The organism is Pseudomonas sp. LB3P81 (assembly GCF_054897965.1).
In genome coordinates this window covers 2,588,774-2,615,628 of sequence record NZ_JBUBVG010000001.1, presented here as the reverse complement: position 1 = coordinate 2,615,628, position 26,855 = coordinate 2,588,774, and the positions used below count along the sequence as shown (strand labels likewise).

Sequence of the window (26,855 nt, the reverse complement as noted above, 5' to 3'; positions counted from 1 at the left end):
ACCCTGTCTGCTGATCCAGGGTCGCCGCGGGGGCGAGGTGCGGAGTTTCAAACAAAACTGGCTTGCGGGCAAGCCTCCTCCGACCAGACGACGCAACTCATTGTAGGAGCGAGCTTGCTCGCGATGGACGTCAACGAATACGCGTGGTGTCTGAATGACCGCGTTGTCCGAACGTTTTTCGCGAGCAAGCTCGCTCCTACACGGGCCTGCGGTGTTACCAGGGAATGGTCTCACCCTTGTAATTCACAAAGTGATGCCCGCCCTTGCCGACATACGCATCCACCTGCTCAACCAGCCCACGCGTACTGGTTTCCACATCGATATCAGCGCCTTCGCCGCCCATGTCGGTTTTCACCCAACCCGGATGCAGCGACAGCACGGTCAGTTTCTGATCGCCCAATTGCGTCACAAAGCTGTTGGTCATCGAGTTCAATGCAGCCTTGCTCGCCTTGTACAACGCCAGCTCCGGCGCGTCCGGCATGGTCACGCTGCCCAATACCGAGCTCATGAACGCCAGCACGCCGCTGTCCGGGCGAATCTGCCCGACAAAACGCTGCGCCAGGTTGATCGGCGCCACGGCATTGGTGAAAAACAACTGACCGACTTCGGCCAGCGTCGCGCCGCCCGGCGTTTGTACTTCCGGTCCCTTGACCCCGGCATTCACGAACAACAGATCAAACACTTCACCCTTGAGTTGCTGACTCAAAGCGATGACGGCCTGCTGATCATCCATGTCGAGTTTTTCGATCCGCACGTTGCCCAGTTCCTGCAAGGCGTCGGCATTATGCGGGTTGCGCACGGTGGCGGTGACTTGCCAGCCGTCGGCCAGCAGGGTTTTCACCAGACCGAGGCCCAGGCCCCGGGAGGCGCCGATGACGAGTGCGGTTTTTGCCTTGGACATGAGTGGCTTCCTTGATAAGTGAGGATCACGGAGTTAAGGGACAACGTTGCCCGAGCCGTTGTTGCAACTCGTGTCGCAGCGCGCCAAGTTCATCCATTCGGGTTTCGATCAGTTTGAGTTTGTCTTGCAGCAGTTGCGTGACGGCGCTGTCCGGGTCGGGCGACTGCCACAACGCGGCGACGCTGTTGCCGATTTCGCCAAGAGTAAAGCCCAGCCGTTGAGCGGTCTTGATGTACAGCACCAGTTGCACCACGTCCGGCGGATAATCGCGATATCCGTTGGCGCTGCGTTGCGCGGCGATCAATCCGCGTTGCTCATAGAAGCGCAGCGTGTCACGGCTGACAGCGCTGGCCAGGGCTAATTCACCGATACGCATCCTGACATCTCAAGAGGGGCTTGACCCTGGAGCATACTCCAGGCTTTAGCCTTGTTGCTCCCTGAATTTATGGAGCAAGGCCGATGTGGACTTCAATGCAGTATCGCCAAGTGGTGCGGGGCAGCGCCTGGTATGACTTGATCGTGACGGCAGCGTTTGTCACGCCGTGGACTTTTGCGGCGTTGCACGGTGTTTTGACGAGTGTGAGCCGGGCGTTCGACTTGCCCGGAGAATTGCCGGCATTCGAGCCGATGCACATGCTGATGGCGAATCTGTTGGGGTCGATCGTGTGCGTGTGGGCCGTGCTGCGGATTCGTGATCCGCAGCAGGTTTACGGCCGTTATGACGCGGTGGGCAGGTTTCTGTTTTCTGCCTGGCAGTTGTATGCCTTGCTGCATGGCGCCAGTTCGCTGTTGGTGATTTTCCTGATCTTTGAATTGGCGTGGGGCGTGGTGCAGGTGTTGCCAGTGCGGACGCCTTCGCGAGCAAGCCCGCTCCCACAGTGATCGAGTTGCCCCCGGGATTTTCGGCCGACACAAAACCCTGTGGGAGCGGGCTTGCCCGCGAAGGGGCCCGCCCGGCTACCTAATGCCCGCCCTGCCACGGCTGCCCCAACGACACCGGCGCATACAACCGTGTGCGCAGCGCATCCCGCGACAACAGCACCAACACCACAATCGTCGCGACATACGGCAGCATCGCCAGCAGACTCGACGGAATCGCCAGCCCCAGCCCCTGCGCCACCAGGTGCAGGATGCTGGCGAGCCCGAACAGATACGCGCCGAGCAGCAACCGCCAAACCCGCCAACTGGCAAACACCACCAGCGCCAGGGCAATCCAGCCACGCCCGGCGCTCATGTTCTCTGCCCACATCGGCGTATAGGCCAGCGACAGATACGCCCCGGCCAACCCCGCCATCGCCCCGCCAAACAACAGCGCCAGCGTACGCACGCCCAACACCGGCAAACCCATCGCACTGGCAGCATCCGGGTTTTCCCCGACGGCCTGAATGATCAAACCGATGCGACTTTTCACAATCACCCACGCCACCAGCGCAAACAACGCGAACGACAGATACACCAGCAGATCCTGCGCAAACAGCATCCGCCCGACCAGCGGAATGTCACTCAGGTAAGGAATCGCCACGGGCTCGAATCCCGCCAGCGGTTTACCGACCCACGCCGCGCCGACAAACGTCGAAAGACCCACGCCGAAGATCGTCAGCGCCAACCCGGTCGCCACCTGATTGGCGTTGAACACCAGCGCTACCAACGCAAACAGCGACGACAGCAACATCCCGGCGAGCATCGCCAGCAGCACGCCGAGCCACAGGTTGCCGCTGTTCAGTGCGACGATAAAACCGATCACCGCGCCAAACAGCATCATGCCTTCCTGGCCGAGATTGAGGACGCCGCTTTTCTCGCAGATCAGTTCGCCCAGCGCCACCAACAGCAACGGCGTGCCGCAACGAACCATGGCGTAGAAAATATTACTCAGCAGATCGATATCCATCACAGCGCTCCAGCGTGTAGGGCGGTGACTGGCGCACGGCGGGCCCAGTGCAGGTTCAAACGCGGTCGATAAAGAATCAGCACATCACTGGCCAACAGGAAAAACAGCATCATGCCCTGGAACAATTGGGTGATCGCTTGCGGCAGATTCAGGCTCATCTGCGCACTTTCGCCGCCGATGTACAGCAGCGCCATCAACAGGCTGGAAAACAGAATCCCGATGGGATTGAGTCGCCCGAGAAACGCCACGGTGATCGCGGCATAACCGTATCCCGGCGAGACTTGCGGCACCAGTTGGCCAATCGGCCCGGTGACTTCACACACGCCGGCCAGCCCGGCCAAACCACCGCTGATCAGCAGCGCCAGCCAGATCAGCCGCTTCTCGCGAAAACCAACGAAGCCCGCCGCACGCTTGTCCAGCCCGAGCACTTTGATTTGGAAGCCGACAAAACTTTTCTGCAACAACACCCACACGGCGACCAAGGCCAGCAGAGCGAAATACACCCCGACGTGAACCCGACCGTCTTCCATCAACAGCGGTAAACGGCTGGCATCGCCGAACATCGCCGACTCGGGGAAGTTGAACCCGGCCGGATCTTTCAACGGCCCATGCACGCAGAACAGCAACAGGTTCAGGGCGATGTAATTGAGCATGATGCTGGTGAGGATTTCGTTGGCATTGAAGCGCGTGCGCAACCACGCTGTCAGGCCGGCCCATGCCGCGCCCGCCAACGTACCGACAAACAGGATCAACACCAGCGCCCAGCGGCTTTGCAGGTCGATGATGTTCACCGCCAATGCACTGCCGGCGAGCGCGCCGAGCAGCAGTTGTCCTTCGGCGCCGATGTTCCAGATCCGTGCTTGATACGCTACGGCCAGACCCAACGCGCAGAGCAGAATCGGCAGCGCCTTGACCAACAATTCGGAGACGCCATAGAGGTCGCTGACCGGTGCGATCAGCAACGTATGCAACGTCAACAACGGGTCGTGGCCCAGCGCGATAAACAGCAGCGAGCCGCAGCCCAATGTCAGGATCGCCGCCAGCAACGGCGAGCACCACAACATCAGGCGCGATTGCTGGCCACGGGGTTCGAGAGAAAGCAGCATGTGAAACTCCGTTAAAGCGTTGCGGGTGCGGGTGATTGAGGGGCGTCGAACTGGCCGGCCATCCAGCCGCCGACATCGATCAGGCGCGTGTCGACGGTGGCCCTGAGCGGCGACAATCGACCGCTGCACAAGGCGCCGAGCCGGTCGCTGATCTGGAACAGTTCATCGAGGTCTTCGGAGATCACCAGGATCGCCGCGCCGGCATCGCGCAAGGCAATCAGCGCGCGGTGAATGGTCGCGGCGGCGCCGACATCCACACCCCAGGTCGGGTGCGCGGCCACCAGCAGTTTTGGTTGCTGGAGGATTTCCCGGCCAAGGATGAATTTCTGCAAATTGCCGCCGGACAGGCTGCGGGCCGGTGTTTGCGCGTCAGGTGTCTTGACGCCGAAGCGGCGGATGATTTCATCGGCCAGCGCTGCGACCTTGCTGCGCTGGATCAACCCGTTGCTGACCAGCCCTTGTTGAAAGGCTGTGAGCAGGGCGTTGTCCGCCAGGCTCAATTCCGGCACCGCGCCGTGGCCAAGACGCTCGGCGGGTACGAACGCCAGACCGAGTTTGCGGCGCGCATCCGGCCTTAAATGGGCGACTGCTTGCCCGCCGAAACGGATCGTCTTGCCGTCATCACGAAGCAGGCATTCTTCGCCGCTGAGCAACGCCAGCAACTCATCCTGCCCATTGCCAGCAACCCCCGCGATGCCGACGATTTCGCCGCTGCGCACTTCAAGGTCTACGTCTTTCAGCGAGCAACCGAACGGGTCCGGGTTATGCCACGACAATCTGCTCACGTTCAAAAATGCATCACCGCCCAATACCTTCGGGTAATCGGCCATCAGCACGGCTGTTTCACCGACCATCAATGTCGCCAGTTGCTGATCCGAGCACTCGGCGGGCACACAATGCCCGGCCACCCGACCGCCGCGTAGCACCGTGGCGCTGTGGCACAAGGCGCGAACTTCACCGAGCTTGTGGCTGATAAACAGAATGCTGCAACCCTCGGCTGCCAGTCGGCGCAGGGTGATGAACAATTCGTCGGCCTCCTGCGGCGTCAGCACCGACGTCGGCTCATCAAGAATCAACAGGCGGATGTCCTGCATCAGGCAGCGAATGATTTCGACCCGCTGGCGCTCGCCAATCGACAGGCTGTGGACAAGTCGCTCCGGCTCCAGCGCCATGCCGTAGCGCCGGGACACTTCACGGATTTTGGGCTCAAGCTGTTTCGGCGTACCGGCGGCCGCGCCCATCGCCAACGCAATGTTCTGCGCCACGCTGAGGGTTTCGAACAGCGAGAAGTGCTGGAACACCATGCCGATCCCCAAGCCGCGAGCCTGAGCCGGATTGCGCATGTTGACGCGCTGGCCGTGCCAGATCATCTCGCCGGAATCGGCCTGGGTCACGCCGTAGATGATCTTCATCAACGTACTTTTTCCCGCACCGTTTTCGCCCAGCAGCGCATGAATTTCACCCGGTGCAATGCTCAGGTCGATGGCATCGTTGGCCAGACAACCTGGGTAGCGCTTGCTGATTCTGCACAGTTGCAAACGGGGTGTTTGATCGGGGATCGGCACGGGGGTGGGCATGACAAACTCGGGTCGGTTGAAGTTATGCCTGTGGATAAAGCAAGTTCCTGGCCATTGAGTCAGGAAAAATGAAAATCCAAGACGACCAAGGCGTTGAGGACGCTGCCTCGTGACATTTCGACGGTCAGTCAGGCACCACTTGAGGGCGAAGCCGTTGACCAGGCTCCACTTTTGCTCATAAAGGTTTGGTCAAAAAACGAGCAACCCATCGCAAGCCATGCCGGACATGGGGCCGCGACAGCCATGAACGGGTTATCCACAGATTGCTCCACAGTATTTGTGCGCAAGCGCAAAGCTCGGGCATAAGCACTGAGCGGCTTTCTTCTAAAGGTGATAAACCAGTCTAACTGTTTGTTTTTACGTGGATTTAGTCGTTGTGATGGCAGATTGGGCGAAAAATGAGCAATGCCTGCAAAGCCGCATGACAGAAGGGTTGCAGCGGTATGTGCTCAGGTTATCCACAGCCGGGTGCACAGTAGATGTGGGCAAGTGTGAGGCGCCTTGGAAATGCTGATGCCCCAAAAGATCGCAGCCTTCGGCAGCTCCTACAGGAAATCGCGATCACACTGTAGGAGCTGCCGAAGGCTGCGATCTTTTGATCTTCAACGTTGCAACAGAATGCGCCCGCGACTCAAATCCGCGAGCTGGGTTTGCAGGGTTTCGATCTGCGCTTCGCCCATCGCCAATTGCAGCTCTACACCGTTGGCCGTGAACGATTCTTCTACAACCAGTCCGCCAAGCTCCGCCACCCGAAGTTTCACCAGCGTCAGTTCAGCAAACCCGCAGGCGCAACTCACAGGCACTCGGCTGATCAGCTCAATCTTCGGCGCCGCTTGCAGGCACTTGTTGGCGCCGCCGCCATACGCTCGGGCGAGGCCACCGGTGCCGAGTTGAATGCCGCCATACCACCGGATCACCAGCACGGCGACCTGATCGCAATCCTGCGCATCGATCGCCGCCAGTATCGGTCGGCCAGCCGTGCCACCCGGCTCGCCATCATCGGTGCTGCGGTATTGAGCGCCGAGCTTCCATGCCCAGCAGTTGTGCGTGGCATTCAAATCACTGTGCTGTTCGATAAACGCCTGGGCTTCAGCAGGACTGCTGATCGGCGCGGCGAAAGTGATGAAGCGGCTTTTGCGAATTTCTTCGCGGAACTCGCAAAAGCCGCTGAGGGTAAAAGGCATAAGTGTCTTATATAGCTGTAGTGAGGCCGCAGCCTTTGAGAATGATGCGGATCAGGTTGTTGCCGGCGTCTTCCATGTCTTGCTTGGTCAACTTGGTGCGGCCGCTGACCCGGCAAATCTGCGTGGCGAAATCTGCGTAATGCTGGGTGCTGCCCCACAACAGGAAGATCAGGTTGACCGGGTCGATCGGGTCCATTTTGCCAGCGTCGATCCACGCCTGAAACACCGCCGCCCGGCCCTGGAACCAGACGCGATAATCCTGGTTGAAATACTCGCTCAGGCATTCGCCGCCGCTGATGACTTCCATCGCGAAAATCCGCGAGGCTTGCGGTTGGCGACGGGAGAATTCCATCTTGGCGCGGATGTATCGCGTCAGCGCTTCGGCCGGATCATCCTCGGCAGTCAGAGTGTTGAAGGTGCTGTCCCACAACTGAAGGATGTTGCTCAGCACCGCCACGTACAACCCCAGTTTGTTGGTGAAGTAGTAATGCAGGTTCGCCTTGGGCAACCCGGCATTCAGGGCGATGGTGTTCATGCTGGTGCCTTTGAACCCGTGTCGGGCGAACTCGTCTTCGGCGGCTTTGATGATGGTCTCTTCGTTCTTCTGACGAATGCGGCTGGCGGGTTTGCCGCCGTGAGCGGGGACTTCAAAGGTCATAGGCACTTCCGAACAAGTGAGTGGGTGCAACCAGTGCGTTGATAGCGCACCCACAGTTTCCAGACAAGTCCCGACACGATAAAACCTGAACACCACAAATCCCTGTGGGAGCGGGCTTGCTCGCGAAGAGGGCGTGTCAGTCGACATTCATATAGCTGACACACCGTATTCGCGAGCAAGTCGAATCGTCGCACCGCCGCTCCCACAATTTTTCACCGTGTTGCGGCCAGGCTCTCAAGGAAGCTTTCCAGCACCAGATGCGGGCGACGTCCCTTGCGTGTAACAGATGCGAGACTGAGGTCATAAAAGCGTGCTTTAGGTTTCAGTGCGCGCAAGCGACCTTGTTGAACCCAGAGGCTGGCGTAGTGATCGGGCAGGTAGCCGATATAGCGTCCGGTGAGAATCAGGAATGCCATGCCTTCACGGTCCGACGCACTGGCGGTGCAGTTGAGTGCCTGGTAATGCGCCTGGATTTCGGCCGGCAAACGGAAGGTCGGGGCGATGGCGTCCTGGCTGTTGAGGCGTTCATCGTCCAGTTGCTTGTCGTCGACGTAGAACAAGGGATGACCGACCGCGCAATACAGCAGCGAACGTTCGCTGTAGAGCGGCTGATATTCCAACCCCGACAGCGCGCTCGCCTGCGGCACCACGCCGACATGCAGGCGTCCGTCGAGCACGCCTTGTTCGACTTCATTGGGCGCGATCATGCGGATCTGGATCTGCACGTCCGGCCCACGTTCCTTCAATTGCGCCAGGGCATGGGTGATGCGCATGTGGGGCAGGGTGACGAGGTTGTCAGTCAGGCCGATGGTCAATTCGCCGCGCAGATGTTGGTGCAGACCGTTGACCTCGGTGCGGAAGCTTTCCAGCGCACTTAATAGCTGCAATGCCGACTGGTAAACCTCGCGGCCTTCCTCGGTCAGGGAAAATCCGGCGCGACCGCGTTGGCACAGGCGCAAACCGAGACGCTGTTCCAGATCGCTCATCTGCTGGCTGATCGCCGAGCGCCCGATGCCGAGCACCGATTCGGCTGCGGAGAAGCCGCCGCATTCCACCACGCTGCGGAAAATCCTCAGCAGGCGAATATCAAAGTCACTGACTTGTGCCAGCGGATCGGGGCGACGGCTGCTCATAGTTTAGTAACGACCTGACTGAACGTTAGAAAAGTTGGATTTCACCGACTTTATCCCCGTGGCAATTTAGCTGCAAGAACGCTTTTCATCTCCACGCCGCTTATTGCCCTGCGAGGTTTTGCCCATGAACGTGCCTGAAAACGCCCCGAACTCCCTGGCCAGCCAGCTCAAGCTCGATGCTCACTGGATGCCCTACACCGCCAACCGAAATTTCCAGCGCGACCCGCGACTGATCGTGGCGGCTGAAGGCAGTTGGCTGACGGATGACAAGGGCCGCAAGGTCTACGATTCGCTCTCCGGTCTGTGGACCTGTGGCGCCGGGCACACTCGCAAGGAAATCCAGGAAGCGGTCGCCAAGCAGTTGGGCACCCTCGATTACTCGCCGGGCTTCCAGTATGGCCACCCGTTGTCGTTCCAACTGGCCGAGAAAATCACCGACCTGACGCCGGGCAATCTGAATCACGTGTTCTTCACCGACTCGGGATCCGAGTGCGCTGACACTGCGGTGAAGATGGTTCGCGCTTACTGGCGTCTGAAAGGCCAGGCAACCAAGACCAAAATGATCGGTCGTGCCCGTGGCTACCACGGTGTGAACATTGCCGGCACCAGCCTCGGCGGCGTGAACGGCAACCGCAAAATCTTCGGTCAGGCGATGATGGACGTCGATCACCTGCCGCACACCTTGCTGGCGAGCAATGCCTATTCCCGTGGCATGCCGAAAGAGGGGGGTATCGCCCTGGCGGATGAACTGCTCAAGCTGATCGAGTTGCATGACGCTTCGAACATCGCCGCTGTATTCGTCGAGCCAATGGCCGGTTCCGCTGGCGTGCTGGTTCCGCCTGAGGGCTACCTCAAGCGTCTGCGCGAGATCTGCGATCAGCACAACATTCTGCTGGTGTTCGACGAAGTGATCACCGGTTTCGGTCGCACGGGTTCGATGTTTGGCGCTGACAGCTTTGGCGTGACTCCGGACCTGATGTGCATCGCCAAGCAAGTCACCAACGGCGCGATCCCGATGGGCGCGGTGATTGCCAGCTCCGAGATCTACCAGACCTTCATGAACCAGGCGACGCCTGAGTACGCCGTGGAATTCCCGCACGGCTACACCTACTCCGCGCACCCGGTGGCTTGCGCCGCGGGCCTGGCAGCCCTCGACCTGCTGCAAAAGGAAAACCTGGTGCAGAGCGTGGCCGAAGTCGCGCCGCATTTCGAAAATGCGTTGCACGGCCTGAAGGGCTCGAAAAACATTATCGACATTCGTAACTACGGTCTGGCCGGCGCGATCCAGATTGCCCCGCGTGACGGCGACGCCATCGTGCGTCCGTTCGAAGCGGGCATGGCGCTGTGGAAAGCCGGGTTCTACGTGCGCTTCGGCGGCGACACCCTGCAGTTCGGCCCGACCTTCAACAGCAAGCCGCAAGACCTTGATCGTCTGTTCGACGCGGTCGGCGAAGTGCTGAACAAAATCGACTGATTTTCCCTTCTATATAGAGGCGCTCTTTGCAGGGCGCCTGTGGACAACTTTTCAGGAGCCCCGCATGAGCCTTATCCCGCATTTGATCAACGGCGAACTGGTGACCGAAGACGGTCGCACGGCCGACGTGTACAACCCGTCCACCGGCCAGGCGATCCACAAGCTTCCGTTGGCCAGCCGCGAAACCATTCAGAAAGCCATCGATTCCGCCAAGGCTGCGTTCCCGGCCTGGCGCAACACGCCAGCGGCCAAACGTGCTCAGGTGATGTTCCGTTTCAAGCAACTGCTGGAACAGAACGAAGCACGCATCGCCCAACTGATCAGCGAAGAGCACGGCAAGACGTTGGAAGATGCCGCCGGTGAATTGAAGCGCGGGATCGAGAACGTCGAGTTCGCTTGTGCCGCGCCGGAAATCCTCAAAGGTGAATACAGCCGTAACGTCGGCCCGAACATTGATGCCTGGTCGGATTTCCAGCCGTTGGGTGTGGTTGCCGGTATTACTCCGTTCAACTTCCCGGCGATGGTGCCGCTGTGGATGTATCCGCTGGCAATCGTCTGCGGGAACTGCTTCATCCTTAAACCGTCCGAGCGTGATCCAAGCTCGACGCTGCTGATTGCTCAGCTGTTGCTCGAAGCCGGTCTGCCAAAAGGCGTACTGAGCGTGGTGCATGGCGACAAGGCTGCGGTGGATGCGCTGATCGAAGCGCCGGAAGTCAAAGCGTTGAGCTTTGTCGGTTCGACACCGATTGCCGAATACATCTACGCCGAAGGCACCAAGCGCGGCAAACGCGTTCAGGCACTGGGTGGGGCGAAGAACCACGCGGTGCTGATGCCGGATGCGGATCTGGATAACGCCGTCAGCGCACTGATGGGCGCTGCGTACGGTTCTTGCGGTGAGCGTTGCATGGCGATCTCGGTGGCTGTGTGTGTTGGCGACCAGGTGGCGGATGCGCTGGTGGCCAAGTTGGTGCCGCAGATCAAAGCGCTGAAAATCGGTGCGGGTACTTCTTGTGGGCTGGACATGGGGCCGCTGGTTTCCGGTCAGGCTCGCGACAAAGTCAGCGGCTATATAGAAGACGGCGTTTCTTCCGGTGCTTCCCTGGTGGTTGATGGCCGTGGTCTGAGCGTGGCCGGTCATGAGGAGGGATTCTTCCTGGGTGGCTGCCTGTTCGATAACGTCACACCGGAAATGCGCATCTATAAAGAAGAGATCTTTGGGCCGGTGCTGTGTGTCGTCCGGGTGAACAGCCTTGAAGAGGCGATGCAACTGATCAACGATCACGAATATGGCAACGGCACCTGCATCTTTACCCGTGATGGGGAAGCTGCGCGGTTGTTCTGCGATGAGATCGAAGTCGGCATGGTCGGCGTCAACGTGCCGTTGCCGGTGCCGGTGGCTTATCACAGCTTTGGCGGCTGGAAGCGTTCGCTGTTCGGCGATCTGCATGCGTATGGCCCGGATGGCGTGCGTTTCTACACCCGTCGCAAGGCCATTACCCAGCGCTGGCCTCAACGTGCGAGCCACGAAGCGTCGCAATTCGCATTCCCTAGCTTGTAAGTAGAAGGGAAGAAGGCCGAGCCCCTTGGGGCTCGGCCTTCGTGTTTCCGGGCTTTTTTTACCTATATGACAGAAATGTGAAAATAGGTGTTGACGGCAGATTCTGGAAGTCTATAATTCGCCCCACTTCCGGCGCAGTCGAAACGGAAAACTCCTTGGTAAACAAAGAGTTACGCAGTTTTCGACAGCGAGTTGCTTCAGATCATCGAAGCCCAGAAGGAGTTGGTAAGGCAGTGTGTTTTCGCCTTATTGACGTTTCGATTGTCTCGGTCGAAAGCGGAGAAAAAGAGGTGTTGACAGCAGCGAGTAACGCTGTAGAATTCGCCTCCCGCTAACGAGAGATCGGAAGCGCAAGTGGTTGAAGTTGCAAAGGAAACTTTGAAAACTTCTGAAAATAACCGCTTGACAGATACAGAGGACGCTGTAGAATGCGCGCCTCGGTTGAGACGAAAGATCTTAACCAACCGCTCTTTAACAACTGAATCAAGCAATTCGTGTGGGTGCTTGTGGAGTCAGACTGATAGTCAACAAGATTATCAGCATCACAAGTTACTCCGCGAGAAATCAAAGATGTAGCCAACGATTGCTGAGCCAAGTTTAGGGTTTCTTAAAAACCCAAAGATGTTTGAACTGAAGAGTTTGATCATGGCTCAGATTGAACGCTGGCGGCAGGCCTAACACATGCAAGTCGAGCGGTAGAGAGAAGCTTGCTTCTCTTGAGAGCGGCGGACGGGTGAGTAATGCCTAGGAATCTGCCTGGTAGTGGGGGATAACGCTCGGAAACGGACGCTAATACCGCATACGTCCTACGGGAGAAAGCAGGGGACCTTCGGGCCTTGCGCTATCAGATGAGCCTAGGTCGGATTAGCTAGTTGGTGAGGTAATGGCTCACCAAGGCGACGATCCGTAACTGGTCTGAGAGGATGATCAGTCACACTGGAACTGAGACACGGTCCAGACTCCTACGGGAGGCAGCAGTGGGGAATATTGGACAATGGGCGAAAGCCTGATCCAGCCATGCCGCGTGTGTGAAGAAGGTCTTCGGATTGTAAAGCACTTTAAGTTGGGAGGAAGGGCATTAACCTAATACGTTAGTGTTTTGACGTTACCGACAGAATAAGCACCGGCTAACTCTGTGCCAGCAGCCGCGGTAATACAGAGGGTGCAAGCGTTAATCGGAATTACTGGGCGTAAAGCGCGCGTAGGTGGTTTGTTAAGTTGGATGTGAAATCCCCGGGCTCAACCTGGGAACTGCATTCAAAACTGACAAGCTAGAGTATGGTAGAGGGTGGTGGAATTTCCTGTGTAGCGGTGAAATGCGTAGATATAGGAAGGAACACCAGTGGCGAAGGCGACCACCTGGACTGATACTGACACTGAGGTGCGAAAGCGTGGGGAGCAAACAGGATTAGATACCCTGGTAGTCCACGCCGTAAACGATGTCAACTAGCCGTTGGGAGCCTTGAGCTCTTAGTGGCGCAGCTAACGCATTAAGTTGACCGCCTGGGGAGTACGGCCGCAAGGTTAAAACTCAAATGAATTGACGGGGGCCCGCACAAGCGGTGGAGCATGTGGTTTAATTCGAAGCAACGCGAAGAACCTTACCAGGCCTTGACATCCAATGAACTTTCCAGAGATGGATTGGTGCCTTCGGGAACATTGAGACAGGTGCTGCATGGCTGTCGTCAGCTCGTGTCGTGAGATGTTGGGTTAAGTCCCGTAACGAGCGCAACCCTTGTCCTTAGTTACCAGCACGTCATGGTGGGCACTCTAAGGAGACTGCCGGTGACAAACCGGAGGAAGGTGGGGATGACGTCAAGTCATCATGGCCCTTACGGCCTGGGCTACACACGTGCTACAATGGTCGGTACAGAGGGTTGCCAAGCCGCGAGGTGGAGCTAATCCCATAAAACCGATCGTAGTCCGGATCGCAGTCTGCAACTCGACTGCGTGAAGTCGGAATCGCTAGTAATCGCGAATCAGAATGTCGCGGTGAATACGTTCCCGGGCCTTGTACACACCGCCCGTCACACCATGGGAGTGGGTTGCACCAGAAGTAGCTAGTCTAACCTTCGGGAGGACGGTTACCACGGTGTGATTCATGACTGGGGTGAAGTCGTAACAAGGTAGCCGTAGGGGAACCTGCGGCTGGATCACCTCCTTAATCGACGACATCAGCTGCTCCATAAGTTCCCACACGAATTGCTTGATTCATTGAAGAAGACGATAAGAAGCAGCCCTGACGGGTTGTAGCTTGGTTGGTTAGAGCGCACCCCATGCTTTGTGGTAAAGAGCAGGGTGAGGTCGGCCTGATAGCTCAAAATTGGGTCTGTAGCTCAGTTGGTTAGAGCGCACCCCTGATAAGGGTGAGGTCGGCAGTTCGAATCTGCCCAGACCCACCAATTTTTGTGTGGGAACCTGTAGCAATACGGGGCCATAGCTCAGCTGGGAGAGCGCCTGCCTTGCACGCAGGAGGTCAACGGTTCGATCCCGTTTGGCTCCACCACTACTGCTTCTGTTTGTTGAAAGCTTAGAAATGAGCATTCCATGGTGATCATGGTGAATGTTGATTTCTAGTCTTTGGCTAGATCGTTCTTTAAAAATTTGGGTATGTGATAGAAAGATAGACTGGATAGCACTTTCACTGGTGTTTATTCAGGCTAAGGTAAAATTTGTGAGTTTAATCGCGAATTTTCGGCGAATGTCGTCTTCACAGTATAACCAGATTGCTTGGGGTTATATGGTCAAGTGAAGAAGCGCATACGGTGGATGCCTTGGCAGTCAGAGGCGATGAAAGACGTGGTAGCCTGCGAAAAGCTTCGGGGAGTCGGCAAACAGACTTTGATCCGGAGATGTCTGAATGGGGGAACCCACCTAACATAAGTTAGGTATCTTAAGCTGAATACATAGGCTTAAGAAGCGAACCAGGGGAACTGAAACATCTAAGTACCCTGAGGAAAAGAAATCAACCGAGATTCCCTTAGTAGTGGCGAGCGAACGGGGACTAGCCCTTAAGTGGCTTTGAGATTAGCGGAACGCTCTGGAAAGTGCGGCCATAGTGGGTGATAGCCCTGTACGCGAAAATCTCTTGGTCATGAAATCGAGTAGGACGGAGCACGAGAAACTTTGTCTGAATATGGGGGGACCATCCTCCAAGGCTAAATACTACTGACTGACCGATAGTGAACTAGTACCGTGAGGGAAAGGCGAAAAGAACCCCGGAGAGGGGAGTGAAATAGATCCTGAAACCGTATGCGTACAAGCAGTGGGAGCCCACTTTGTTGGGTGACTGCGTACCTTTTGTATAATGGGTCAGCGACTTATTTTCAGTGGCGAGCTTAACCGAATAGGGGAGGCGTAGCGAAAGCGAGTCTTAATAGGGCGTCTAGTCGCTGGGAATAGACCCGAAACCGGGCGATCTATCCATGGGCAGGTTGAAGGTTGGGTAACACTAACTGGAGGACCGAACCGACTACCGTTGAAAAGTTAGCGGATGACCTGTGGATCGGAGTGAAAGGCTAATCAAGCTCGGAGATAGCTGGTTCTCCTCGAAAGCTATTTAGGTAGCGCCTCATGTATCACTGTAGGGGGTAGAGCACTGTTTCGGCTAGGGGGTCATCCCGACTTACCAAACCGATGCAAACTCCGAATACCTACAAGTGCCGAGCATGGGAGACACACGGCGGGTGCTAACGTCCGTCGTGAAAAGGGAAACAACCCAGACCGTCAGCTAAGGTCCCAAAGTTATGGTTAAGTGGGAAACGATGTGGGAAGGCTTAGACAGCTAGGAGGTTGGCTTAGAAGCAGCCACCCTTTAAAGAAAGCGTAATAGCTCACTAGTCGAGTCGGCCTGCGCGGAAGATGTAACGGGGCTCAAACCATACACCGAAGCTACGGGTATCACTTAGGTGATGCGGTAGAGGAGCGTTCTGTAAGCCTGTGAAGGTGAGTTGAGAAGCTTGCTGGAGGTATCAGAAGTGCGAATGCTGACATGAGTAACGACAATGGGTGTGAAAAACACCCACGCCGAAAGACCAAGGTTTCCTGCGCAACGTTAATCGACGCAGGGTTAGTCGGTCCCTAAGGCGAGGCTGAAAAGCGTAGTCGATGGAAAACAGGTTAATATTCCTGTACTTCTGGTTATTGCGATGGAGGGACGGAGAAGGCTAGGCCAGCTTGGCGTTGGTTGTCCAAGTTTAAGGTGGTAGGCTGGACTCTTAGGTAAATCCGGGAGTCTAAGGCCGAGAGCTGATGACGAGTGTTCTTTTAGAACACGAAGTGGTTGATGCCATGCTTCCAAGAAAAGCTTCTAAGCTTCAGGTAACCAGGAACCGTACCCCAAACCGACACAGGTGGTTGGGTAGAGAATACCAAGGCGCTTGAGAGAACTCGGGTGAAGGAACTAGGCAAAATGGCACCGTAACTTCGGGAGAAGGTGCGCCGGTGAGGGTGAAGGACTTGCTCCGTAAGCTCATGCCGGTCGAAGATACCAGGCCGCTGCGACTGTTTATTAAAAACACAGCACTCTGCAAACACGAAAGTGGACGTATAGGGTGTGACGCCTGCCCGGTGCCGGAAGGTTAATTGATGGGGTTAGCTAACGCGAAGCTCTTGATCGAAGCCCCGGTAAACGGCGGCCGTAACTATAACGGTCCTAAGGTAGCGAAATTCCTTGTCGGGTAAGTTCCGACCTGCACGAATGGCGTAACGATGGCGGCGCTGTCTCCACCCGAGACTCAGTGAAATTGAAATCGCTGTGAAGATGCAGTGTATCCGCGGCTAGACGGAAAGACCCCGTGAACCTTTACTATAGCTTTGCACTGGACTTTGAATTTGCTTGTGTAGGATAGGTGGGAGGCTTTGAAGCGTGGACGCCAGTTCGCGTGGAGCCAACCTTGAAATACCACCCTGGCAACTTTGAGGTTCTAACTCAGGTCCGTTATCCGGATCGAGGACAGTGTATGGTGGGTAGTTTGACTGGGGCGGTCTCCTCCTAAAGAGTAACGGAGGAGTACGAAGGTGCGCTCAGACCGGTCGGAAATCGGTCGTAGAGTATAAAGGCAAAAGCGCGCTTGACTGCGAGACAGACACGTCGAGCAGGTACGAAAGTAGGTCTTAGTGATCCGGTGGTTCTGTATGGAAGGGCCATCGCTCAACGGATAAAAGGTACTCCGGGGATAACAGGCTGATACCGCCCAAGAGTTCATATCGACGGCGGTGTTTGGCACCTCGATGTCGGCTCATCACATCCTGGGGCTGAAGCCGGTCCCAAGGGTATGGCTGTTCGCCATTTAAAGTGGTACGCGAGCTGGGTTTAGAACGTCGTGAGACAGTTCGGTCCCTATCTGCCGTGGACGTTTGAGATTTGAGAGGGGCTGCTCCTAGTACGAGAGGACCGGAGTGGACGAACCTCTGGTGTTCCGGTTGTCACGCCAGTGGCATTGCCGGGTAGCTATGTTCGGAATAGATAACCGCTGAAAGCATCTAAGCGGGAAACTAGCCTCAAGATGAGATCTCACTGGGACCTTGAGTCCCCTGAAGGGCCGTCGAAGACTACGACGTTGATAGGTTGGGTGTGTAAGCGCTGTGAGGCGTTGAGCTAACCAATACTAATTGCCCGTGAGGCTTGACCATATAACACCCAAGCAATTTGCATGCTTTGAGCTGAAAAGCAGAAGAGGCACCAGATTGCGGTGTGTGAAGACGAAACGAACCGAAAGTTCGAGTAAAAACACACAAACTATCGCATACCCAATTCGCTGGAACGTCGAAAGACGCGTCAGCTCAAGAATTTCTTGACGACCATAGAGCATTGGAACCACCTGATCCCATCCCGAACTCAGCAGTGAAACGATGCATCGCCGATGGTAGTGTGGGGTTTCCCCATGTGAGAGTAGGTCATCGTCAAGATTAAATTCCGAAACCCCTATCTGCGTATGCAGGTAGGGGTTTTGTTTTGCCCGCAGGAAAGTTCGTACAGCAACACCGGACGGCTTCCGGCTGTCACAGTCTCCCGACAATGCTAAGGTTCGGCCCTAGCTTTTGTATTTTTCCAAGGAAGCCTTTATGCCGGACGCGACGTCCCTCAGTGCTGGTTTTATGGTGGTTCACGGCAACCGCCTGGACGAATTGCGCAACCTGGTGGTCGGCTGGATGCGGCGCTACCCACTGGCACCCTTGGAAAATGAAATCGCTCTGGTACAGAGCAATGGCATCGCCCAGTGGTTGAAACTGGCACTGGCTGAGGATCCGAAAGAGGATGACATGGGTGGCTGCGGTATCGCCGCAGCGATCGATGTGCAGTTGCCGGGCAGCTTCATGTGGCAACTCTATCGCATGGTCCTTGGACGAGATGAAATTCCGGTCAAATCCCTGCTCGATAAAGCCCCGCTGACCTGGCGCCTCATGCGCCTGCTTCCGCAGTTGATCGATCAGCCACACTTCGAGCCTCTGCAACGCTTCCTTACCCATGACACCGATTTGCGCAAACGCTATCAATTGGCCGAGCGACTGGCTGACCTGTTCGACCAGTATCAGGTGTACCGAGCCGACTGGCTCGAAGACTGGGCAGACGGTCGTCATCAACTACGCAACGGCCGCGGTGAAGCGAAACCTCTGACTCCGGCCAACTGCTGGCAAGCAGAGCTGTGGCGTGCACTGTTGCTGGATGTCGGTGAACAAGGCATGGCGCAAAGCCGTGCCGGCGTCCACCAACGATTTATCGAGCGTATCAATAGCCTCGACATTGCGCCTGATGGGCTTCCTTCACGAGTGATCGTTTTCGGTATTTCTTCACTTCCCGCTCAGGCTCTGGAAGCGCTTGCCGGGCTGGCCCGTTTCAGTCAGGTTTTGCTGTGCGTTCATAACCCGTGTCGCCACCATTGGGCGGACATCGTCGCCGATAAAGACCTGTTACGGCATCAATACAAACGTCAGGCTCGCAAGAGCGGCATGCCGGCTGTCCTGGATCCGCAAACCCTGCATCAGCATGCACATCCACTGTTGGCTGCTTGGGGCAAGCAGGGGCGGGACTACATCAATCTGCTCGACAGCTACGACGATCCCAACAGTTATCGCTCGGCGTTTCGTGACGGGCGAATCGACCTGTTCAGTGACAGCCAGCCACTGAACATGCTCAATCAATTGCAGGACGACATTCTTGAATTACGTCCTCTGAATGAAACGCGTGAGCGCTGGCCGGCAGTCGATGTGAAAGCGGATCAATCAATCCGTTTTCACATCGCCCATAGCGCCCAGCGCGAAGTGGAGATCCTTCACGATCAGTTGCTCGCCCGCTTCAGTGCAAATCCCGACTTAAGGCCCCGCGATGTCATCGTGATGGTCCCGGATATCGACAGCTACGCACCGCATATCCGTGCAGTATTTGGTCAGCTTGAACGCAATGACCCGCGCTTCATTCCCTTCACGCTCGCGGACCAGGGGCAACGTGGCCGTGATCCGCTGCTGATCGCTGTCGAACATCTGCTCAAGCTGCCCGACAGCCGATTCCCCGTCAGCGAAATCCTCGACCTGCTGGATGTTCCTGCACTGCGCGCTCGCTTTGGTGTGGAGGAGCGCGACCTGCCCACCTTGCATCGCTGGATCGAAGGCGCAGGTATCCGTTGGGGTATGAACGCCGGACAACGAGCGGGCTTGGGCCTGCCTCAGGAACTGGAACAAAACAGTTGGCGTTTCGGGCTGAGACGGATGTTGCTCGGCTATGCCGTGGGAAGCGGCAGTGCCTGCGAAGGCATCGAGCCCTACGATGAGATCGGTGGTCTGGATGCTGCGCTCATCGGTCCCCTGGTTGCGTTGCTGGACGCGCTGGAGATTGCCCATCAGGAACTGTCTCAACCGGCGGCGCCCAAGCAATGGGGTATGCGGTTGCAGGCGCTGGTGCAGTTGTTTTTCCAGGCCAGTAATGAACATGACGACTACCTGCTGGCCCAGCTCGAAGAGTTGCGCGAAACCTGGCTTGAGACCTGCGAGTCCGTCGGTTTGCACGACGAATTGCCGTTGACTGTCGTTCGCGAAGCCTGGCTCGCCGGCCTCGATCAAGGTCGCTTGTCCCAGCGCTTTCTCGCCGGCGCAGTTAATTTCTGCACATTGATGCCGATGCGCGCGATCCCCTTCAAACTGGTCTGTCTGCTCGGCATGAATGACGGCGATTACCCGCGCGCGCAACCGCCCTTGGACTTCGACCTCATGGGCAGCGATTACCGACCCGGTGACCGCTCGCGCCGCGAAGACGATCGCTATCTGCTGTTGGAAGCGCTGCTGTCGGCATGTGACCAGCTCTATATCAGTTGGGTCGGCCGCAGCATTCGTGACAACAGCGAGCGCCCCGCATCCGTATTGATAGGCCAGTTGCGTGACCATCTGGCCAGTGGCTGGCGATTGCACAATGCAGATGAAGATCTGCTTGAGGCCATGACTCAGGAACATCCGTTGCAACCGTTCAGCGCCCGTTATTTCCATGAAGGCGATGAGTTGTTCAGCTTCGCCAACGAATGGCAGGTGCTTCATCAAGCTGTTGAGCCAGCAAGCGATAACAACATGCTGGACCCTTACGTTCAGGAGGAGCCGCTGAGCCTCGGTCAGTTGCAGGATTTCCTGCGCAATCCTGTGCGACATTTCTTCAGCCAGCGGCTGAAGGTGTTCTTCGAAGCCGCTGAAGTGCCGCTGGCCGATGAAGAACCCTTTGTACTCGATGCGCTGCAACGCTATAGCCTCAGCGACAGTTTGCTCGGCGCCGCGCTGGGACAGCTTGAACACGCGGATGAGGTATTGGAAGCACAGGCCAAACGCCTGCAAAACAGCGGGCTCCTGCCCATGGCCGGTTTCGGCGAATGCCTGCAACGAGAGTTGATCGAGCCATTGCCGGATCTGCTGCAACGCTATCAACAGCTTCTGGCGTTATGGCCCACACCACTCACCAGCGCGCTGCCGGTCAATCTCGAGCTTCAAGGTCTGCGTCTGGAAGGATGGCTCAGCAGTCTGCACCAACGTTCAGACGGTGGTTTGCTGTCGATCACCACGATTCCAAACAGCATCGGTTCGATCAAGTCTCGCAAATGGCATCGCCTCACTCGGCCATGGGTCAATCATCTGGTTGCCTGCGCCAGTGGCATGGCAATGACCACTGCGTTGGTGGCCAGTGACGACAGTCTGTTACTGGGTCCGATTGAAAAAGATACCGCATCCCGAATCCTGGGCGACCTGTTGATGGCCTGGCAATCGGGCATGCGCCAGCCTCTGCCCATTGCGGTGAAAACAGCGTTTGCCTGGGTCGCTCAGACAGATCCGGCGAAAGCCGATGCCGCTGCCCGCAAAGCCTATGAAGGCGACGGCATCACCACTGATGGCGAGCGTCGGGAGAGTCCCGCACTTGCCCGGCAGTTCACCGACTACGACGCACTGATGGCCGACGAAACTTTTCCCGATTGGTGCAACGCTTTATACAAGCCAATGCTTGAAGCGCCGTGGCGCTCATTGACCAGCGAGGAGGCGCGCTCATGACCGCGAAAACACCGCTGGCCCTGGCATTCCCGCTGCGCGGCAGTCAACTGATCGAAGCCAGTGCCGGGACCGGGAAGACCTTCACGATTTCCGCGCTGTATCTGCGCCTGGTCCTCGGCCACGGTGGGGAGTCGAACGAATTCGGGCGTGAATTGTTGCCGCCGCAAATCCTCGTTGTGACCTTCACTGACGCCGCGACCAAGGAGCTTCGCGAACGCATTCGAACGCGCCTGGCAGAAGCCGCGCGGTTTTTCCGCGATGAAACACCGCCGCCGGATGCCCTGATTGCGGAGTTGCGTGATCAGTACCTTCCGGAGCAGTGGCCCGGATGCGCGAACCGTCTGGACATCGCCGCTCAGTGGATGGACGAAGCGGCTGTCTCGACCATCCACAGTTGGTGTCAGCGCATGTTGCGCGAACACGCATTCGACAGTGGCAGCCTGTTTACCCAGACCCTGGAAACCGATCACAGCGATTTGCTGGGCGAAGTCCTGCGCGATTACTGGCGATTGTTCTGCTACCCGATGCAAGGCGATGCGCTGAGCTGGGTGCGCGGTAACTGGGGCGGTCCGGCGGCCCTGTTGCCACGAGTCCGTGGATTGTTCGCCAGTGAACGCAACAGCGTTGGAGGCAAAGAACCTGCCGAGCTGATCGTCGAATGCCTGCAAGAGCGACGGGCAGCGTTGATCGAACTCAAAATGCCCTGGCGTCAGTGGGCGGACGAGTTGCTTGCCATTTGTCACGAGGGTGTTGCGAGCAAAAGCGTCGATGGGCGCAAGATGCAGGCGCGCTACTTCGAACCCTGGTTCGAAAAGTTAAAGGCCTGGGCCGAAGACGAATCGCTTGAGCAGTTGGATATTGGCACCGGCTTCACCCGCCTGACCCCCGATGGCATGGCTGAAGCGTGGAAAAAGGGCGAGGTCCCCAATCATCCGGGACTGGACGCCATGCCCGGCCTCAAGGTCAGTCTCGATGGATTGCCGACTCCCGATGCCGCCGTTCTGCAACACGCCGCTCAGTGGGTAGGGGCACGGTTCGAGGCAGAAAAGCGTCGTCGCGCGGAAATGGGTTTCGATGACATGCTGCTGCGCCTCGATGCCGCGCTGCAATCCGAAGGTGGCGAACGCCTGGCGACCTTGATCCGCGAACAGTTTCCGGTGGCGTTGATCGACGAATTCCAGGACACCGACCCGGTGCAATACCGGATCTTCGAAAGCATCTATCGCATCGAAGACAACAACCCTGAATGCGGCCTGTTCCTGATCGGCGATCCAAAGCAGGCGATCTATGCCTTCCGTGGTGCCGATATCTATACCTACCTGCGCGCCCGCCAAGCCACCGCTGGCCGACTGCATACACTGGGCACCAACTTCCGTTCCAGCCATGACATGGTCGGTGCGGTAAACCATGTGTTTGCGCGCGCCGAATCGCGCGAGGCCGGTCGGGGCGCGTTCCTGTTTCGCGAAAAAAATGGCGAAAACCCCGTGCCGTTTCTGCCGGTCGCCTCTCAGGGACGCAAGGAAGTTCTGAGCATCGAGGGGCAGGTTGTGCCCGCGCTGAACATCTGGCACCTGTCCGCCGATCAGCCCCTGTCGGGCGCGGTGTACCGACAGCAATTGGCCGCTGCTTGCGCCACTGAAATCACCGCGTTGCTTAACGGCGGACAGCAAGGCAAGGCGGGTTTCATCCAGGACGGCAAGGACTTCAGAGGCCTGTTGCCGGCGGATATCGCGATTCTGGTGCGCGACGGCAAAGAAGCTCAGGCTGTACGCGCCGAACTCTCCGCCCGTGGTGTGCGCAGCGTTTATCTGTCGGACAAGGACTCGGTGTTCGCCGCCCAGGAAGCTCACGATCTGCTGACCTGGCTCAAAGCCTGCGCCGAGCCGGATGTCGAGCGACCGTTGCGGGCAGCATTAGCGAGCATCACGTTGAACCTGTCGCTGGCAGAGCTTGAGCGGTTGAATCAGGACGAGTTGGCCTGGGAAGCGCGGGTCATGCAGTTCCGTGGTTATCGCGAACTCTGGCGCAAGCAAGGCGTGCTGCCCATGCTGCGACGCTTGCTGCATGACTTCCAGCTGCCTCAGGCATTGATTGCGCGCAACGACGGCGAGCGGGTGTTGACCAACCTGCTGCACCTGTCCGAGCTGCTGCAACAGGCGGCCGCTGAACTTGATGGTGAGCAAGCATTGATCCGGCATTTGTCCGAACATCTGGCGCTGTCCGGTCAGGCGGGTGAGGAACAGATCCTGCGTCTTGAGAGTGACGAGCAACTGGTCAAGGTCGTGACCATTCACAAGTCCAAGGGGCTTGAGTATCCCTTGGTGTTTCTGCCGTTCGTGTGTTCGGCGAAACCGGTGGACGGTAGCCGTTTGCCGCTGCATTACCACGACGAAACCGGCAACGCTCAGGTGACCCTGAAGCCCACGCCCGAGTTGATCGCGCTGGCGGATGATGAACGGTTGGCCGAGGATCTGCGTTTGCTTTATGTGGCGCTGACCCGGGCTCAACACGCCTGCTGGCTCGGCGTCACTGACCTCAAGCGCGGTAATAACAACAGCTCGGTGTTGCACCTCTCGGCGTTGGGTTATCTGTTGGGCGGCGGTGCTCCATTAGCGGAGTCGCAAGGTTTGAAGCGCTGGCTGGAAGACCTGCAGCAGGATTGTCCCGCGCTGAATTACAGTGAGATGCCTGAAAAGACCGACGAGCATTACCATCCACCGCAGAACGAGGCGACATTGCTCGCTCCCCTGATCCCCACGCGCAAGGCCAGCGAAAACTGGTGGATTGCCTCCTATAGTGCCCTGCGCATCGGCGACAGCCTGAGCGTGGGCAGTGATGAGGCACCGGAAAACCCGCAGGCGCAAAAGCTGTTCGACGACGAGCGCCTCGATCCCGAAGCGCCGCGCGAAGTGGTCGCCGGCGGTGCCGATATCCATCGATTCCCTCGCGGTCCGAATCCCGGCACCTTTCTCCATGGTTTGCTTGAGTGGGCCGGTGACGAAGGTTTTGCCGCCACGCCGCAAGCCGTGGAAGATGCGATTGCCCGTCGCTGCAACCGCCGTGGCTGGGAAGGCTGGATCACCACGCTGAGCGATTGGCTTCAGCACTTGCTCAAGTCCCCGCTGCACATCGGCGCCGGACAGGCGCCCGTGATCTTCGGGCAACTGAAACAATACCGTGTCGAGATGGAGTTCTGGTTCGCCAGCCACAAGGTCGATGTACTCAAGCTCGACGAGCTGGTCCGCCAACATACCCACAACGGTGTTGCCCGTGTCGCGGCCGAACCAGTGTTGCTCAATGGCATGTTCAAAGGCTTCATCGACCTGACGTTCGAGCACGATGGTCGTTATTACGTCGCCGATTACAAATCCAACTGGCTGGGCGTCGATGACATGGCCTACACCGAGCAGGCCATGGAACAGTCGATCCTGGACAATCGCTACGACCTGCAATACGTGCTGTACCTGTTGGCCCTGCATCGCCAGCTCAAGGCGCGGCTTGCCGATTACGATTACGACCGGCATGTCGGGGGGGCGGTGTATCTGTTCCTGCGCGGTACGCGAGCGTCCAGTCAGGGCGTGTACTTTGCCCGTCCGCCAAGAGCGCTGATCGAACGTCTGGACCGGTTGTTTCAGGGAAAACCGGAACCCAAGGCTGAACCGGCCTGGGAACAGGGAGTATTGCTATGAGCCGCACCTTCGCCAATTTGTTGCCCACCCCATTGGCAGACGAAAGCCTGGCGAGTCTGGCGCCGTTGAGTCGCGCCGATGATTTGCTGTTGTTGCTGACGCGCTGGGTCGAGCGTGGCTGGTTGCGAGCGCTGGACAAAGCCTTCGTTGCCTTTCTGCACGAGCTTGCTCCCGACGATGATCCACTGGTGTTGCTGGCGGCGGCATTGACCAGTCACCAACTGGGCCACGGTCACGTCTGCCTGGATCTGTTCGAGACGCTCAAGGAGCCGGACTTCGCCCTGTCCTTGCCCCCGGAAGGCGATCTGCAAAGTGGCGCGATGTTACTGCCTTCGCAATTGCTTGAGACGCTGGACGGCGCCCATTGGTGCAAGGTCCTGGCTTCCAGCAGTCTGGTTGCATTGGCGGTCGACAGCAGCGAAACGGCGCAGCAAAGGCCGTTGGTGTTATCGGGAAAACGTCTGTACCTGCGCCGTTACTGGGCGTACGAGCGGCGTATCGATAACGCGCTGCGCCTGCGTCTGGCAGAACACGAATCCACACCGGATGATTTGCCCCAACGCCTCACCGGTCTGTTCGGCCCGGCCAGGCCCGGCAAGGTGATCGACTGGCAGAAACTCGCATGTGCCTTGGCAACCCGCAGTGCATTCAGCATCGTCACCGGTGGTCCCGGGACCGGCAAGACCACCACCGTCGTGCGGTTGCTGGCGTTGTTGCAGGCGCCGGCGGTGGAGGCTGACAAACCGCTGCGCATCCGCCTCGCCGCCCCTACCGGCAAAGCCGCGGCACGGCTGACGGAGTCCATCAGCCAGCAAGTCCGGACACTTGAAGTCGCTGAGGCTGTGCGAGAAAAAATTCCGTCAGACGTCACCACGGTGCACCGTCTGCTCGGCAGCCGTCCCGGTACCCGACACTTTCGGCACCACGCCGGTAATCGCTTGCCGCTGGATGTCCTGGTGGTCGACGAAGCCTCGATGATCGACCTGGAGATGATGGCCAATCTTCTCGACGCGATGCCGACCCATGCCCGACTGGTGCTGCTCGGTGACAAGGATCAACTGGCATCGGTGGAAGCCGGCGCCGTGCTGGGCGATTTGTGCCGCGACGCCGAGGCGGGTTGGTACAGCCCGCAGACGCGCCAGTGGCTGGAAACGGTCAGTGATGAAAGCCTCGAGACCAGCGGTTTGCAGGAAGACACCCACGGCACTCATCCGCTGGCCCAGCAGGTTGTGATGTTGCGGCACTCGCGCCGGTTCGGCGAAGGCAGCGGCATTGGCCAATTGGCACGCTGGGTCAACCAGCAACAACCGGAAGAAGCCCGCAAGTTGTTGGCGGCTCGAAGCCACGACGATGTGTTTTCCCTGCCTCTCAAGGGGGAGCACGACAGGGCGCTGGAGCGCTTGTTGCTCGAAGGCCATGGCGACGGGCCGCAAGGGTATCGGCATTACCTGACTCTGCTGCGCCAGTTGCGACCACCACTCGACAGCACCCTCGATGATCCGCGCTGGACCGATTGGGCACGCGACGTGCTGCAAGCCTTCGACGCCTTTCAGTTACTGTGCACCGTACGCAAGGGGCCATGGGGAGTGGAAGGCCTGAATCAGCGAGTGACCGATGCGCTGCTCAAGGCCCGACTGATCGACAGCAATCAGCAGTGGTACGAAGGTCGACCGGTGCTGATGACCCGCAACGACTATGGCCTGGGCTTGATGAACGGCGACATCGGCATTGCTCTCAGGCTGCCGGAGCGCGAGGGGCCCGAGGCGGGGCGCCACGTGCTGCGCGTGGCTTTCCCGCGTAACGACGGTCAGGGCGGTGTGCGCTTTGTCCTGCCGAGCAGGCTGAATGATGTCGAAACGGTGTACGCCATGACCGTGCACAAGTCCCAGGGCTCCGAGTTCGCCCACACGGCGCTGATTTTGCCGGACGCCCTGAACCCGGTTCTGACCAAAGAGCTGATCTACACCGGTATTACCCGCGCCAAGCACTGGTTTACCTTGATCGAACCTCGTACCGGCGTGTTTGAAGAGGCGGTGCGACGCAAGGTCAAACGCTTGAGCGGGTTGATGCTGGAGTTGGAAGAGGCCATGCCATCGCGGGATTGAGGGAGCAGCGCTGGACGACGGAAACTGTCCGAAGTGCCGTCTTGTGCGGCCTCGCGGACGTTT

At 58.0% G+C, this 26,855-nt stretch carries 14 protein-coding genes, 2 tRNA genes and 3 rRNA genes; 11 read left to right on the top strand and 8 right to left on the bottom strand.

The features are described from left to right. Positions 1 to 214 precede the first annotated feature (214 nt). Together ACYZTL_RS12145 and ACYZTL_RS12140 are read right to left on the bottom strand one after the other, a co-directional pair. Positions 215 to 901: an SDR family oxidoreductase gene (locus ACYZTL_RS12145; RefSeq protein ID WP_461951986.1), complete on the bottom strand. Its 687-nt coding sequence runs from the start codon at positions 899 to 901 to the stop codon at positions 215 to 217. 25 nt (positions 902 to 926) lie between these two features. After that, on the bottom strand, positions 927 to 1,277 hold the full coding sequence (locus ACYZTL_RS12140; RefSeq protein WP_461951985.1) for a MerR family transcriptional regulator: 351 nt from the start codon (positions 1,275 to 1,277) through the stop codon (positions 927 to 929). 83 nt (positions 1,278 to 1,360) lie between these two features. Between ACYZTL_RS12140 and ACYZTL_RS12135 the strand changes: the two genes are divergently transcribed. Continuing rightward, positions 1,361 to 1,783 carry a hypothetical protein gene (locus ACYZTL_RS12135; protein ID WP_461951984.1) on the top strand — a complete coding sequence of 141 codons (423 nt, stop codon included), beginning with the start codon at positions 1,361 to 1,363 and terminating at the stop codon, positions 1,781 to 1,783. 79 nt (positions 1,784 to 1,862) lie between these two features. Here ACYZTL_RS12135 and ACYZTL_RS12130 read toward each other — a convergent pair whose 3' ends face one another. From ACYZTL_RS12130 to ACYZTL_RS12105, 6 genes are all read right to left on the bottom strand, one after another. After that, entirely contained in the window at positions 1,863 to 2,789 is a 927-nt protein-coding gene (locus ACYZTL_RS12130; protein WP_461951983.1) for an ABC transporter permease, read from the bottom strand. Then, complete coding sequence (locus ACYZTL_RS12125) at positions 2,789 to 3,895, bottom strand: ABC transporter permease (RefSeq protein WP_461951982.1); 1,107 nt, start codon at positions 3,893 to 3,895, stop codon at positions 2,789 to 2,791. Before ACYZTL_RS12125 ends, ACYZTL_RS12130 begins: the two co-directional genes overlap by 1 nt. Positions 3,896 to 3,906: 11 nt before the next feature. Then, positions 3,907 to 5,472, bottom strand: a complete 1,566-nt coding sequence (locus ACYZTL_RS12120) for an ABC transporter ATP-binding protein (RefSeq protein ID WP_461951981.1) — start codon at positions 5,470 to 5,472, stop codon at positions 3,907 to 3,909. A 602-nt stretch (positions 5,473 to 6,074) separates the two neighbouring features. Beyond that, complete coding sequence (locus tag ACYZTL_RS12115; protein ID WP_461951980.1) at positions 6,075 to 6,656, bottom strand: IMPACT family protein; 582 nt, start codon at positions 6,654 to 6,656, stop codon at positions 6,075 to 6,077. Positions 6,657 to 6,663: 7 nt separating this feature from the next. Continuing rightward, the gene (locus tag ACYZTL_RS12110) at positions 6,664 to 7,314 is read right to left on the bottom strand and encodes a TetR/AcrR family transcriptional regulator (RefSeq protein WP_461951979.1); all 651 of its coding nucleotides are present in this window, start codon (positions 7,312 to 7,314) and stop codon (positions 6,664 to 6,666) included. A gap of 212 nt (positions 7,315 to 7,526) precedes the next feature. Then, positions 7,527 to 8,447, bottom strand: coding sequence for a LysR family transcriptional regulator (locus ACYZTL_RS12105; protein WP_008006295.1), 921 nt, complete (start codon positions 8,445 to 8,447; stop codon positions 7,527 to 7,529). 124 nt (positions 8,448 to 8,571) lie between these two features. Here ACYZTL_RS12105 and aptA point away from each other — a divergent pair, with 124 nt between their 5' ends. From aptA to recD, 10 genes are all read left to right on the top strand, one after another. Then, positions 8,572 to 9,921, top strand: coding sequence for an omega-aminotransferase AptA (gene aptA / locus ACYZTL_RS12100; RefSeq protein ID WP_461951978.1), 1,350 nt, complete (start codon positions 8,572 to 8,574; stop codon positions 9,919 to 9,921). Positions 9,922 to 9,985: 64 nt separating this feature from the next. Next, a complete protein-coding gene (locus tag ACYZTL_RS12095; RefSeq protein WP_461951977.1) occupies positions 9,986 to 11,479 on the top strand; it encodes a CoA-acylating methylmalonate-semialdehyde dehydrogenase in 1,494 nt (497 codons plus the stop codon). Positions 11,480 to 12,106: 627 nt separating this feature from the next. Then, a 16S ribosomal RNA gene (locus ACYZTL_RS12090) occupies positions 12,107 to 13,643 on the top strand. 161 nt (positions 13,644 to 13,804) lie between these two features. Further along, positions 13,805 to 13,881: transfer RNA gene (locus tag ACYZTL_RS12085), tRNA-Ile, on the top strand. 28 nt (positions 13,882 to 13,909) lie between these two features. Then, positions 13,910 to 13,985: transfer RNA gene (locus tag ACYZTL_RS12080), tRNA-Ala, on the top strand. 236 nt (positions 13,986 to 14,221) lie between these two features. Beyond that, positions 14,222 to 17,113, top strand: a 23S ribosomal RNA gene (locus ACYZTL_RS12075). 160 nt (positions 17,114 to 17,273) lie between these two features. Continuing rightward, a 5S ribosomal RNA gene (rrf, locus tag ACYZTL_RS12070) occupies positions 17,274 to 17,389 on the top strand. Together the 16S, 23S and 5S rRNA genes with 2 tRNA genes alongside form the textbook arrangement of a ribosomal RNA operon. Before the next feature lie 156 nt (positions 17,390 to 17,545). Beyond that, positions 17,546 to 20,998, top strand: a complete 3,453-nt coding sequence (gene recC, locus ACYZTL_RS12065; protein WP_461951976.1) for an exodeoxyribonuclease V subunit gamma — start codon at positions 17,546 to 17,548, stop codon at positions 20,996 to 20,998. After that, entirely contained in the window at positions 20,995 to 24,687 is a 3,693-nt protein-coding gene (recB, locus tag ACYZTL_RS12060; RefSeq protein ID WP_461951975.1) for an exodeoxyribonuclease V subunit beta, read from the top strand. Before recC ends, recB begins: the two co-directional genes overlap by 4 nt. After that, on the top strand, positions 24,684 to 26,792 hold the full coding sequence (gene recD / locus ACYZTL_RS12055) for an exodeoxyribonuclease V subunit alpha (protein WP_461951974.1): 2,109 nt from the start codon (positions 24,684 to 24,686) through the stop codon (positions 26,790 to 26,792). The genes recB and recD overlap by 4 nt, the downstream gene beginning before the upstream one ends. The last annotated feature ends 63 nt before the right edge of the window (positions 26,793 to 26,855 follow it).

What these genes read in the sequence shown, in the direction of transcription:
- ACYZTL_RS12110 (WP_461951979.1), bottom strand. Translation starts at nt 7,314, where the DNA reads ATGACCTTTGAAGTCCCCGCTCACGGCGGCAAACCCGCCAGCCGCATT.
- ACYZTL_RS12135 (WP_461951984.1), top strand. Translation starts at nt 1,361, where the DNA reads ATGTGGACTTCAATGCAGTATCGCCAAGTGGTGCGGGGCAGCGCCTGG.
- ACYZTL_RS12105 (WP_008006295.1), bottom strand. Translation starts at nt 8,447, where the DNA reads ATGAGCAGCCGTCGCCCCGATCCGCTGGCACAAGTCAGTGACTTTGAT.
- ACYZTL_RS12140 (WP_461951985.1), bottom strand. Translation starts at nt 1,277, where the DNA reads ATGCGTATCGGTGAATTAGCCCTGGCCAGCGCTGTCAGCCGTGACACG.
- recC (WP_461951976.1), top strand. Translation starts at nt 17,546, where the DNA reads ATGCCGGACGCGACGTCCCTCAGTGCTGGTTTTATGGTGGTTCACGGC.
- ACYZTL_RS12125 (WP_461951982.1), bottom strand. Translation starts at nt 3,895, where the DNA reads ATGCTGCTTTCTCTCGAACCCCGTGGCCAGCAATCGCGCCTGATGTTG.
- recD (WP_461951974.1), top strand. Translation starts at nt 24,684, where the DNA reads ATGAGCCGCACCTTCGCCAATTTGTTGCCCACCCCATTGGCAGACGAA.
- ACYZTL_RS12130 (WP_461951983.1), bottom strand. Translation starts at nt 2,789, where the DNA reads ATGGATATCGATCTGCTGAGTAATATTTTCTACGCCATGGTTCGTTGC.
- recB (WP_461951975.1), top strand. Translation starts at nt 20,995, where the DNA reads ATGACCGCGAAAACACCGCTGGCCCTGGCATTCCCGCTGCGCGGCAGT.
- ACYZTL_RS12145 (WP_461951986.1), bottom strand. Translation starts at nt 901, where the DNA reads ATGTCCAAGGCAAAAACCGCACTCGTCATCGGCGCCTCCCGGGGCCTG.
- ACYZTL_RS12095 (WP_461951977.1), top strand. Translation starts at nt 9,986, where the DNA reads ATGAGCCTTATCCCGCATTTGATCAACGGCGAACTGGTGACCGAAGAC.
- ACYZTL_RS12120 (WP_461951981.1), bottom strand. Translation starts at nt 5,472, where the DNA reads ATGCCCACCCCCGTGCCGATCCCCGATCAAACACCCCGTTTGCAACTG.
- ACYZTL_RS12115 (WP_461951980.1), bottom strand. Translation starts at nt 6,656, where the DNA reads ATGCCTTTTACCCTCAGCGGCTTTTGCGAGTTCCGCGAAGAAATTCGC.
- aptA (WP_461951978.1), top strand. Translation starts at nt 8,572, where the DNA reads ATGAACGTGCCTGAAAACGCCCCGAACTCCCTGGCCAGCCAGCTCAAG.